Source organism: Microcoleus sp. FACHB-831, assembly GCF_014695585.1.
Taxonomy (GTDB): Bacteria; Cyanobacteriota; Cyanobacteriia; order Cyanobacteriales; family FACHB-T130; genus FACHB-831.
Map to the genome: position 1 here is coordinate 18447 of NZ_JACJON010000052.1, position 12408 is coordinate 30854.

Annotated in this window: 7 protein-coding genes; 2 read left to right on the forward strand and 5 right to left on the reverse strand. The window is 45.3% G+C overall.

Annotation, left to right across the window (positions count from 1 at the left end; all coding sequences use genetic code 11):
• Positions 1 to 123 precede the first annotated feature (123 nt).
• The 3 genes from H6F77_RS13405 to H6F77_RS13415 form a co-directional block, all read right to left on the reverse strand.
• A complete protein-coding gene (locus H6F77_RS13405) occupies positions 124 to 3441 on the reverse strand; it encodes a two-partner secretion domain-containing protein (RefSeq protein WP_190489223.1) in 3318 nt (1105 codons plus the stop codon).
• A gap of 20 nt (positions 3442 to 3461) precedes the next feature.
• Entirely contained in the window at positions 3462 to 5285 is a 1824-nt protein-coding gene (locus H6F77_RS13410; protein WP_190489224.1) for a ShlB/FhaC/HecB family hemolysin secretion/activation protein, read from the reverse strand.
• Between the two features lie 123 nt (positions 5286 to 5408).
• Complete coding sequence (locus H6F77_RS13415; protein ID WP_190489225.1) at positions 5409 to 6155, reverse strand: WG repeat-containing protein; 747 nt, start codon at positions 6153 to 6155, stop codon at positions 5409 to 5411.
• Positions 6156 to 6197: 42 nt separating this feature from the next.
• On the opposite strand from H6F77_RS13415, the gene H6F77_RS13420 reads away from it, so the two are divergent.
• Entirely contained in the window at positions 6198 to 6425 is a 228-nt protein-coding gene (locus H6F77_RS13420; RefSeq protein ID WP_190489226.1) for a hypothetical protein, read from the forward strand.
• Here the strand turns inward: H6F77_RS13420 and H6F77_RS13425 are convergent.
• Positions 6414 to 7811 carry a (Fe-S)-binding protein gene (locus H6F77_RS13425; RefSeq protein ID WP_190489227.1) on the reverse strand — a complete coding sequence of 466 codons (1398 nt, stop codon included), beginning with the start codon at positions 7809 to 7811 and terminating at the stop codon, positions 6414 to 6416. The genes H6F77_RS13420 and H6F77_RS13425 overlap by 12 nt on opposite strands.
• 116 nt (positions 7812 to 7927) lie before the next feature.
• Positions 7928 to 9244, reverse strand: coding sequence for an FAD-binding oxidoreductase (locus H6F77_RS13430; RefSeq protein WP_190489228.1), 1317 nt, complete (start codon positions 9242 to 9244; stop codon positions 7928 to 7930).
• A gap of 142 nt (positions 9245 to 9386) precedes the next feature.
• On the opposite strand from H6F77_RS13430, the gene H6F77_RS13435 reads away from it, so the two are divergent.
• The gene (locus H6F77_RS13435; protein WP_190489229.1) at positions 9387 to 11999 is read left to right on the forward strand and encodes a bifunctional diguanylate cyclase/phosphodiesterase; all 2613 of its coding nucleotides are present in this window, start codon (positions 9387 to 9389) and stop codon (positions 11997 to 11999) included.
• Positions 12000 to 12408: the final 409 nt, after the last annotated feature.

Here is a 12408-nt window from a genome sequence, read left to right on the forward strand (position 1 = left end):
AAAGCCGGAGTTGGGAGTTCTCCCCCCAAAGCCTCTCGACATAATAGTCATGGTTGTGGGTGGGCACTATTGCTCACCCACAACCAGCAAGGTTTGAGGGATATGTGGTTAATGGTAGGGGCTTTAGCGTGCGAGTTGTTCGTAATAGCGCGATCGCTCCGCTGTGGACAGACTCCGCACTTTATTTTGGTACTGGGCGTATTCTGCTGCACTTAGAGTAGATTGCTTCTGGGCGTGTTCCTGCCAATAAGCTTGTCGCGCCTTCCAAGACATTCCCCGCGTTAGGGCGTATTCTTGCTGACCAACCATTTTTGCGTAGGCTTGCTCCTCTTTGCTTAGAGTCGCGATCGCGGCTGTTGTTTCTACTTTAATCTTGGCTTCACCTAACCCCGGCTGTTCGTCAAGCTTATCCTTGCACAACTCTCTGTTAGGCGTAAGCAAGTTCGCCGGAGCGCTTCCCCGTTCGGCTGTATTGCAAACACCGTGAGCGATCGCTAGTTCCTGTTCTACTTCTGGCGGCTTGCTTAAAGATGGCTGGCTATTACCAGGTTTAGCTGAAATTACGTCAGTCTGAGTATTACCAGGTTTAGCTGAAATTACGTCAGTCTGAGTATTACCAGGTTTAGCTGAAATTACGTCAGTCTGAGTATTACCAGGTTTAGCTGAAATTACATCAGTCTGAGTATTACCAGGGTTGGTTGAAATTACATCAGTCTGAGTATTACCAGGGTTGGTTGAAATTACGTCAGGCTGGATAAGGGTGACGGGTGTGATATTAAAAATTGCAGTTTGGGGGACGATACCGCCTTGTCCGTCAACGACAGTATAACTAAACGTTTCCATACCACTGGCACTAGGCGTGGTTGGCTTAAACGTCAGTCCCGTTAATTGAGAGACTGTAAGAGATTGCCCCGCAGTCACGGGTGTAACGCCATCCGACAAAAATACCGTACCATTACTTACATTAGGGAGTGCGTTAACAGTAATCGTTAGCGGATCTGCATCCCCATCTGTCGGCGTAGTGATGTTAATGGGGGTACTGGGTGCATCTCCGGAAAGATTGAGCGTTATCGGGTTGGCGATGGGCACATAGTTGGCGTTTGGTCGATTGGGACGGGTGTTGAATGCAGCAGTTGGCCCCAATTCGCTTGTAACCATTCCGCCGCTTGTCACGGGGAGGACTTCTTTTTTGTAGCGCTGACTGAATACACCCCAAGTATTAGCAGCATCTTGGCTATAACTACTCCAAGACGCAATAAAGCCTCCATCTGCCAGACCTACTACATCGGAGTACATTTGATTGCTGTTGGTTGTGGTATTTAGCCGGAACTCGCCTCCTACAGCAGCGCCTTGGGCATTGTAGCGCTGACCGTAAACACCTCTGCCGTTGCCATCTTGTTCCAGACTTTCCCAAGAAATGACAAAGCCGCCATCTGCTAAAGAAGTTATAGCCGGAGTTTCTTGATCTAAGCTGTTGTAGGTATTTACGCGAAACTCGTTACCGACTTTACTACCATTAACATCAAATCTTTGAGCGTAAATAGCTTCTTGTAAACCAGTGTTAGTAGGTAGAAGATCGTCATCGCTCAACCAGGTAGCAACAAAGCCACCATTGGGTAAACCAGTAATTTTGGGCAATTGTTGGCTGAGTTGGGTTGTGGTATTAACCAGGAACTCGCCGCCAGTTTTATTCCCATTTCCGTCGTAGCGCTGGGCATAGACACCGAAAGCATTGTCAGACTTGTTAGGAGCGCTCGAAGCAACTGGAGAAGCATCTTGCCCCTGACTTGCCCAAATAGCGATAAAGCCTCCATCCGGCAGAGCAGTTATAGAGCCTACCCCTTGAGAACCCCCTTGATTGCCAGCTGTCGTGGTATTGATCCGAAACTCATTGCCTGCTTTATTGCCATTGGCCTCGTAGCGTTGAGCGTATACACCCCAGCTACTTCCGTCTTGTCCATTGCTCGCCCAACTAACAACAAAACCGCCATTTGCTAAAGCAGTTACCGAGGAAGCAGCTTGAAGGTTATTAGTGTTGGTATTGATCAGGAATTGGGTACTTAAGGCAGTGCCATTATTGTCGAAGAGCCTGCCGTAAACGTTGCTGTCTAGGCCGCCTCCGGAGCCAGACCAAGTAACCACAAAGTTGCCATTCTTTAGGGCGGTGACTGATGGATAGCCTTGAGGAAGGCTGGTAGTGCTGTTAATTCGGAACTCAGCAGCAACGGGAGTGCCATTAGCCTCATATAACTGACCAAACACGCCACTGTCATCTCCTGTTCCAGCGCCAGCCCAAGTGACAATAAAGCGACCGTTTGCCAGTACGGTTATTTTTGAGAATCCTCCACCTGAAGCTGATGGTAAAGCCCCTTGGTTGCCAGCTGTAGTGGTATTGACCTGAAATTCTGTGCCGTTGGGCTGGTAGTTAAAAGTGCCTGTTTCGGTCAGGGTGACAGTACCGTTGACGCCGCTGGGGTGACGGGCTGAAGCGTGTAAGTTGCCCATACCGTTGGCAATTTGAGAGATGCTCAAGTTGCTGGCGGTGAGCCTAATTGTACCGCCGTTGCCGCCTTCCGTACCGCCATCGGCGGAGACTTCAGCTAGGCGCTGAATTTCCAGCTTGTTGTTGGCGTTCATTACAATGAGTCCGCCGTTACCAGTCCCCGTCGCGCTGGTGGTGATGGTGGCTTTCTTTTGGGTGGCGATGTTGTCGGCAATAGTTATATTGTCGGCAAATAACCCGGCGACGCCTTTTTCTGCGGCGATATTACCCAGGGTTTGAATATTATTTGTGCCGTCTGTGGTGACATTAAATACCATGTTCCCCAAGGCTGATTCTGCTACTTGCACGTTTGTACCAGCCGCTAGGATTGAGTTCCCTGTTGGAGTGGTGATGCTACTATCTGCGTCTTGATTAATATTTTTAGCTAGAAGCCATACTTGTCCGCCGTTGGCTGTAGCTATCTGTGCGCCGCTTTGCAGGACGATGTTACCGCCGACACCAGTTTGGCTGAAGTTATATGTGCCGTTGAGGAAATCGCTGTCGCTGATATTGAGGGTAGAAGCGATTAAATCCTGAACGTTGATTGCAGCACCCGCACCGAAAAGAATGCCGTTGGGGTTAATCAGAAATACTCGTCCGTTCGATTGCAGCGCACCAAAAATTTGGGAAGGGTTACTGCCAGTGACGCGGTTGAGGACGGCGCTGGCTGCATCTGGTTGGAGGAAACGAGTTACTTCACCTGTATTGATGGAAAATCCCTGCCAGTTGATGATAGTTCCCCGCGTGTTGGTAATTTCTAGGGTACTGGCGTTGGGATTGGCTAATGTTGCACTACCGTTGACTACAGTCGGGGCGGTGGGATTGGCAGAAGCGGGAGTAGATAAGTTTGCTAAGGTTAGAGCAATGAGAGCGATCGCAACTTTTGCTGAATATTTCATGTTTTTATAGCTCGATTGGATTAAAACGAATAATTCAGACTAAAATGCACCCGCATATCACCTGAATTGCTAATCGCAGACCCTTTTAGCACATAGCCCAAATCTACAGCAGTATTGAGGCGGTTGTGCAAATTCCAACGCCATCCTAGCCCAGTTGTCCAGAGAGTGTCATTATCTGGTTCCCCTGGTAGTGCCTTTTCCCGCCAGTATTGTCCTACATCAGTAAAAGCTAGGAAGCGATGACCGTTTCCTATTACTGGCGTGTAAATTTCTATACTTGCGCGTAGCGCGTTATCTCCAGCTGCTTCGCGTTCTTCTAAACCCCGAATTGAGCGCAATCCGCCTAATCCAAATTGTTCGCCAGAAATCAGCGGTTCTCCTGCATATTGACCCTCTCCTTGAACGTTAAAAAGCCAGCCGTTAGGAAACGTGTATTGGTATGTTCCATTAATTTCAAATAAGTCCCAGTCTGCTTTTGCTCCTACCCGACTCTCGCTGTAAGTTTCATTGTTATTTCTACCAACTAATCCAGGAATATTCCGCACGTAACGAATTCCAGCGGAATAACCATTATTGCCTTTGCGAGCCGTATATTGGTAGCCTAAACTAATAGGCAAAGCAGCTACATCTACACCCAAATTTTCGCCAGCAAAGTCTATGGTATTTTGAAATAAGCGATAGTCTATGCCAATATCTAGCGTCTGTCGGTCTAAGGCAGTGCGGCTAATATTGTGCAAGAAGTGAATGCCCGTAGCTACTCCCTGCCCGGATACATCAAAAATATCAGCGATACGACCGCTGTTGACATCGGAGTAACTAGCACTAAAATTTATAACATCGCCCCAGCTTGGTATTGGTACTTGATAAAAGAAGCCGAATTGCTTTACTTTGTCCAGTTTTTCTGGCGACACGGTAACGCTAAAAGCCGCTAAATGCCCTATGTTGAATGTATTGTTATTTTGAGCAATAAAACTTAAACGAGTGCGTCCGCTAGACTCCGTACCCGTGTTATCCAATCGGATGGAAAAACGTTGGGGATTTTGGTCTTGCACCTTAATATCAACATTGGTTTTTCCCTCATCTCCTGGTTTAAAATCTAGAGTTAATTGACGCGATGGATTATCGTTGGCTAGGAATAACTGGCGAGAAAGGCTGTTAAGATTTGGCAACCGATTTTCTTGCAGTTCTGGCAAGGCGGTGCGGATGTTATTTTGACTGAAGTAGCGGTTTCCGTTAATTGTAATGCTACCAACGCTTACTTCAGTGATGTCAATTTGAAATATCCCTTCAAGAGTCTGGCGCTTAGGCGAACTAATACTAACTAGGGAATAACCAGCTTGGCGATAAGCTTCAATCAACGCTTCGCGTGCTGCTGTTAAGTCAGACAGATTTTTATTTTCCCCCAAGTATTTTTTGATCCTACGTTGCGCCTCTTCATTTGAGAGCAAGGTGTTACCTTGCAAGAGAAATTTTTTGATGGGGAAGCGCAGAACATCTGGGGAATCAGCAGGCAAATTTGTTGCGGGTATTTCCTGTTTTTCTGGTACTGCTTCTGGAAAAACAGGATAATTTTGCTCTGGCGGTGAGTTTTGTTGTTTCTGTGCAATCTGTATCTCTTCTAAGGCCAATTGATTAATTGTGCTTGCTTCAGAAACCTGGAGATCTTCCGGAGAAGCTTCCGCAAGTTTATCTGAGATACTAGGTTGATCTGAAGCTGGGATAATTGGTTTAGGGTAATGCTCTCTTGCTGAAACGTTAAATTGTGCAGTGTTGTCAAGTTTAATGTTTTGAGCTTGTCTAGTTTCAAGCGCGACGATAACCAGAGCCTGCATCAAATGATACATCAGAAGTTTTTAGATAAATTTTTCAACCATAGATTATAAGCGCTGTTTTTGAGTTTATGGCTATTTTTAAGCAATTAAAAATTATTTTGCGTCTAAGTAAAAAATTACGCAACAAAAAAATATTTATTTATTCTTTTTTCCAGGCTTTTTGCCCCCTCCAGAATCGGGAATAGTATGAGCGGGTTGAGGATCGACTATAAAACTGCCCGAACTATCAATATAGCCCTGTTGATTTTGCTTATGGACTGCTGCAAGTCCTTGAACAAAGGGGAGAGCCTCATCAAATTGTGGTTTGATAACGACGTTGCCCGTTTTATTGATATAGCCTTTTTTGTCGCCTATCTGTACTACTGCTAGCCCTTCGGAGAAGGGAAGTGCTTCATCGAATTGAGGCTTTATAATTATGTTGCCCGTGTTGTCGATATAACCCCACTTTTCCCCTATCTGTACAGGTGCTAGCCCGTTAGAAAAAGCTAGAGCTTGATTAAACTGTGGCTTAATAACGAGTTTGCCTTTTTTGTCGATATAGCCCCATTTTTCGTTTTTCTGCACAACTGCCATATCTTCGGAAAATTCAAATACTAGATCGAATTGCGGCTTGATTACAATTTTTCCAGCCCCATCGCTATAGCCCCACTTGCCACTATTTTGTACGGGTAGACGCTCTTGGGAAAGACTTGCTTGAAAAGCGGCTGTTGCTTTATCAACCTGGGGTTTAGGTGATTCTTTGGTTTTATTGTCCCCCTCGGTAGATTTGCTATCGGTAGCAGCAGGAGGCTGTTTGGTTGCTGGGGTCTGGGGTTTAAGTTTATTGCAGGATGTTAAACCGCAAAGCGCGATCGCTATCATTAAAAAGTGCAATTTTTTCATAATTAACAATTCCCCGATCGCTAGAAGCGATTAACACAGTCTTTGTATTTAGTATTCCCATTCGCTAAAGCGATCGCGCTGGCGATCGCTGTTAATTTTTTTAAGGTTGATGCAAGAGAGGGAGCGAAGAATGCTGCGGCGCATAGGCGCACAGTTAAAACTTTCATTAAACTGGGATCGGAGGCTCAACTTCCCCCTGTAGTCGAGCCTTCCTCTACCATCAAATTATTAAATAGCCCGGCATTGCCCACCTTACCCTTACTCGTCTAGCTTAACTCCCCGAATTGAGTAATCCAACAATTGAAGCGGATGCACGATAGAAATTTCCTTACCTTGTTCGCGCAAATGCTTAGTAATTTGCAACGTACAACCCGGATTAGCAGAAGCAATTAACTCAGCACCAGTATTCAACAAATTTTCTACTTTCTGCTTACCCAATTCATCAGCAACATCAGGCTGAAGCATATTGTAAACACCAGCACTGCCACAACACAAAGCCGCATCTATCGGTTCTCGCAATTGCACCCCTGGAATTTGGCGCAACAACTGACGCGGCTGCAAACTAATTTTTTGACCGTGCAATAAATGGCAGGCATCTTGATAAACCAAAGTCAGCGGTTCGTCAGTAATCGGTGAAAGTTCTGCTGTTAGTCCAACTTGAGCTAAAAACTCTTGAGCGTCTTTTACTTTTGCGGCAAACTTAACAGCTTTTTCTTTATAATCAGAGTCATCTTCCAGAATATGGCCGTATTCTTTCAAAGTGTGACCGCAACCAGCAGCATTGATAATTACAGCATCAACACCCGTTTCTTCAAAACTATCAATCATCTGTCTGGCTAAAGCTTGGGCTTGTTCTTTTTGGCCTTGATGTTCGGGAAGCGCGGCACAACAACCCTGAGTTTTGGGAATAACAACTTCACAGCCATTTGCTGTTAAAACTCGCACCGTTGCTGCATTTACATCAGAGAAAAATAAACGCTGCACGCATCCCAAAATCATGCCTACGCGATAGCGTTTCTTACCCTGCGCTGGAATAAGTTCTGGTAAATTATCTACAAATGATTTGAGGGTGACATCTGGCAGAATGGATTCCATTGCCCCCAAAGTGGGCGATATCTCTTTTATCAGCCCAGTGGCGCGAAAGAATTTAGAAAAGCCCAATTTTTGATATACCAGCAAAGGAGCTAATAAAAATCGCAATCTGTTGGGATAGGGAAATAGGGAAAAGATGAGTTTTCTATACAATCTGTCTGGCAAACTGCGGGGATAGTTGCGCTCAACTTGGGGGCGAGTGGCGGCAATTAGCTTGTCATATTGGACGCCGGAAGGACAAGTTGTAACGCAGGCGAGACACCCCAAACAACTATCAAAATGCTGTGCTGTTGCCTCATTAAGAGGTATCTCACCTTTGTTGATAGCATCCATGAGATAGATTCGCCCTCTAGGAGAATCCATTTCTTTGCCAATTACGCGATAACTTGGACAGGTGGAAAGGCAAAATCCACAATGGACGCAGGTATCAATTAGCTTTGGATTGGGAGGGCGATCGCTATCAAATCCACTTTCTTCCTCAGCCAGAGGTAAAGAAGTAAAATCGCTTAATTTTGCTGGTCTTGAGTCAGATGAATTTGTTAAATGATTCTGGGAAGTTTGCATGGGTAGTTGTGTACTGTTATTTCTGCTCGAACTGAGGAAGCAGAAGCCTCGCTAAACTCGTTCCCAAGTTGAACCTGGGAACGACACTGGGGAGGCTTTGCCTCGATTCCGTAGTTTTAAATTCCGCCAACAAATCGATTTGGACTTAGAATGTTTCCAGGATCGAATTGATTTTTGATCTTACGCATTAAATCAAGGGCGTTTCCGGTGTAACCCCAGACATCGATTTGTTGTTTGAGGGTGGCTGGTGCTTCTAAAATTGTGAGGTAGCCGCTTTGGGATTGGCATAGCGATCGCATCTTCAAAATCATTTCGGCTGTAGCCACTGCTTCATCTAATCTCAATATCCCTAAACCACTCCCGGCGTGAATTTTTACTTTTACCTTATCTCCTGCAAGGGCTTCCATCTGAGTGATGGTTGTAGCCGCAGCAGTGGGTAATACTCCTATTTTGCAAGTTAAGTTAGTTTCTGTGTGGGATTTCCACATTTGTTCTTCTAACTTTTGCCATAGTTCCGCCTCATCTGCGCCTGAATATATGCTGCCCTGCAATCCCAATTGTTGCCCTACTTGCAGCAGCCTTGTAGACTGTTCTTTCACACTCTCTTCTACACTTTGAAAGCGAGCGATCGCGCCCATACCCTCACCTAATCCCACCTGCTTCACTACCTGCGTAGACATTAAATCAACTGCTGTGGGAGTTAAGGCTGAGGCAAATAAAGTTTTGGTCAGTTGTGCTAATTTAACAGCCTCCCCCGTTAATACTAATGTCCCCGACGATGGCGGGATGGGATAAACACGAAATGTAACTTGACAAATAATTCCTAGCGTTCCATAAGAACTAGCAAACAGCTTCATCAAGTCGTAACCAGCAACATTTTTTACTACCCTTCCACCAGCTTTGGCAATTTGACCATCTGCGCGAACAAAGGTAATTCCCAGCAGCATATCTCGCACCCCCCCATAGCGTTGTCGCAGAGAACCGCTATCAGCGGTAGCAACAATACCACCAATGGTGGCTTCTTGTGGATATGCCGGATCTAGGGCGAGAAATTGTCCAAAAGGGGCGAGTATTGCCTGAATGTCAGAAAATTTAGTCCCCGCTTCTACGGTAACGGTTAAATCACCTACGGCATGTTCAATGACTCGATTTAAGTGTTTGGTGCTGATTACTATATCTATGTCTTTAACCTGCTGCCCCCAAGATATTTTAGTACCGCTGCCGCAGGGTAAGATGCGCCATTTGTTGGCCTGAATACAGGCTGTAATAGAGGCCAGTTCTTCCTGGGTATTAGGATATACTATGCATTTAGGAGTAGTTCTAGATGTGACAGCGTGGCCTATGCGTGTCCTGTGTATGACTTCTATCTTATCCCAAGGAACAACTCCAGAAGTTCCCAAGACACTTTCAAGTTTTGATGCGATCGCGTTCATCCCAAACCCCAGCAAGATGCGTTATAACGTTGTTAATTATTAATTTATTTATTTTAGTGATCAAAGGACAGAAGTAAAGATTTCATACTTATAGTGAGATTAGGGTCGTCCTCTGTCAGTTGATCTAAGTAGGTTTCACTAAATGGCGCGAAAAAACAATACACCCCCCTTGCGGCAACCACTAGATAGAGAAAGTTTGCTCAATCGGATCACCACGCGAATTCGACAGTCTTTAGAACTGCAAGAAATTTTGCAGACAACAGCGCGGGAGATCCGTTCCTTCTTAGGCATCGATCGCGTCAAAATTTACCGATTTGATTTAGATGGCTGCGGAGAAGTTATTGCCGAGGCGATTTTCGCAAATCGCCTGCCCTCACTCTTGGGTTTGCGATTTCCAGCAGAAGACATTCCTCCCCAAGCCCGCGAATTATTCGTCAAAGCCCGTCAGCGAGTCATCGTAGATGTTACGTCTGGGCAGAAGACAACCAACCAGTTAGATTGCCCATCAACTGGCGAAAGCTTTATGAATGAAGACATTCGCTACTCTCCAGCAGACCCCTGCCACATCGAATATCTGATGACAATGGGGGTGAGATCTTCTTTAACCGTGCCGATTTTGTATCAAAACAGCTTGTGGGGGTTGTTGGCGTGTCACCACAGCACGCCGCGACAATTTGTTGAGCGAGAGTTAGAAATTGTCCAGCTGTTAGTGGATCAAATGTCGATCGCGATCGCCCAATCCAATCTCCTCAGTCGCGCTAGACAACAGGCTTATCATGAATCCACCATCAACCAAATCAGCAGCGTACTCCACTCGCCGCTTAAACTTAAAGAAATTAGGCAAATAGTTCTTGAGGATACCGTCAAAGCTTTACAAGGTTCTGGGGGCAGACTCTACATCACCGCCGATCCCACCGGGCAACCTCCTCAACTTTATACCTTTGGCGATCAGCCAATGCTGCCTTGGATTGAAGAAACTCCCTTTTGGCAACGAGTCATCAACGAAGATCCAGCATTTGTAGAGACGCCATTTTCCTCATCAACAGCCAACGGTGAAGATCTTCTGAATCCAGAAATCAGAAATATCAATTCATCCTTAAGTCTTCATCCTTCATCTTTCCCTTACTGCATTCCCGATCTCTACTCCCAAGAGCAACTGCAATCTTTAGTCTCAACTTTCCAATTAACTGCCATCCGCTCCATTCTCATCGCGCCCCTGCGCCACCATCAACAGTGTGTAGGCTGCGTCACCATTTTCCGCAATGAGGTACATACTGAAACCTTATGGGCAGGACGTAGGAATACCGACGAACGCAATATGCGTCCCCGCCAGTCCTTTGAAGTTTGGCGAGAAATAATTAAAGGACAAGCCAAAGAATGGACGCCCGAAGAACTCAAGCTGGCTCAAGCACTGGGAACCCACCTCTATATGGCGGTGATGCAAAGGCGCGTAGAGGACATGATGCGACATCAAGCTTCTCACGACCTTCTGACTGGGTTGCCCAACCGACTGCTGTTTAACGAACGGCTTTCCCTCGCACTGGCAAACACCCACATTACAAGGGGAGAAATGCTGGCTGCTGTGTTTCTCGACCTAGATTGCTTCAAGACGATCAACGATACACTAGGCCATGCGGTTGGCGATCAATTACTCAAAAGTACCGCTAAACGACTCACCAGCTGCCTCCGAGAAACCGACATCATTGCCCGTTGGGGTGGCGATGAATTCACTTTATTACTCTCCCCCATCAGTTGTGCCGAAGATGCTGGCAAGATTGCTCAACGAATTTTGGCAGTGCTAAACGTTCCTTTTAAATTTGATGGGCAGGAACTTTATATCAAAGCTAGCCTGGGAATTGCTCTGGCTCCTTATGATGGAGAAGACGCAGAAACCCTACTGAAAAATGCCGATGCCGCAATGTATCGCGCCAAGCAACAAGGCCGCAATAACTATCAGATGTACACGCCAGCGATAGGCAACAAAGCCCTTGAGCGACTCGTGTTAGAAAACAAACTCTATAAAGCGTTGGAACGAGAAGAGTTTGTGTTGCACTACCAGCCCCAAGTTGACTTAAAATCTGGTCAGATTGTAGGCATGGAAGCTCTAATTCGCTGGCAGTCTCCTGAACTGGGATTGGTGCCGCCTTATCAATTTATTCCCCTCGCAGAAGAAACAGGTCTTATATGTCCCATTGGTGAATGGGTTCTACGGACAGCTTGCGCCCAAAATCGACTCTGGCAAGAGGCTGGGTTGCCGCCAATACATATAGCAGTCAATCTTTCAGCGCGTCAGTTTCACCAAGGAAATTTGGTTAAAACTATCTCTCAAATTTTAGTAGAAACCGATCTGGAACCTTGTTATTTAGAGCTAGAAATAACTGAAAGCATTGCTATGCAGGATATAGAGCTGACAATCTCTGTATTACAGAAGTTGCAGAATTTGGGAATCCAAATTTCTATGGATGATTTTGGTACGGGTTATTCTTCTCTATCGTCTTTAAAACACTTTCCTTTAGATAAGCTAAAAATCGATCGCTCATTTGTTCGAGAGCTACCACTGGATTCAAAGGATGCTGCTATTATTACGGCCTTTGTTGCTCTGGGGAAGGGTCTAAATTTAAAAGTGGTTGCTGAGGGAGTTGAAACATTAGAACAGTTGGGATTTTTGCGAGAAGTGCAGTGCGATGCTATGCAGGGTTATCTATTTAGTAAACCTGTAACGGCTGAAGCTGCAACGCAATTGTTAAAAAAGTAGATTTTAAAAATATAAAATAAATAATTTTATATTTTTAATTTTGCACTTTATTGGCTTTTGCGCTTAAAGAAAATAACGGGGATGACAATCAAACCCAACAAATTTAAGTAAAAAAGTAAAACAAAGAATTTTTTATGTGGCATTTTATCTTTTATTGGCTGCTGCGACTAAAGAAAATAGCTGCTAGTACAATCAAACCCAATAGCGCCAAGGGAACCCAGAAATCGGCTAGGTGATACATAAACTGTTGCAAGCATAAAACAGCAGTGAGAGGGAATAATTTAAAATTGTTATAGCCCACATTCCGCACCCACAACTGTCACACATCAGCAAAAGGGGATGGAAGAGTACAAATGAACTAATGAGAAACCAGAATAAACAGGCTTAATGATAATAAGTGGCATTAAGC

Coding starts and splice junctions, on each gene's coding strand:
- H6F77_RS13405 (WP_190489223.1), bottom strand. CDS start 3,441: ATGAAATATTCAGCAAAAGTTGCGATCGCTCTCATTGCTCTAACCTTA.
- H6F77_RS13410 (WP_190489224.1), bottom strand. CDS start 5,285: ATGTATCATTTGATGCAGGCTCTGGTTATCGTCGCGCTTGAAACTAGA.
- H6F77_RS13415 (WP_190489225.1), bottom strand. CDS start 6,155: ATGAAAAAATTGCACTTTTTAATGATAGCGATCGCGCTTTGCGGTTTA.
- H6F77_RS13425 (WP_190489227.1), bottom strand. CDS start 7,811: ATGCAAACTTCCCAGAATCATTTAACAAATTCATCTGACTCAAGACCA.
- H6F77_RS13430 (WP_190489228.1), bottom strand. CDS start 9,244: ATGAACGCGATCGCATCAAAACTTGAAAGTGTCTTGGGAACTTCTGGA.
- H6F77_RS13435 (WP_190489229.1), top strand. CDS start 9,387: ATGGCGCGAAAAAACAATACACCCCCCTTGCGGCAACCACTAGATAGA.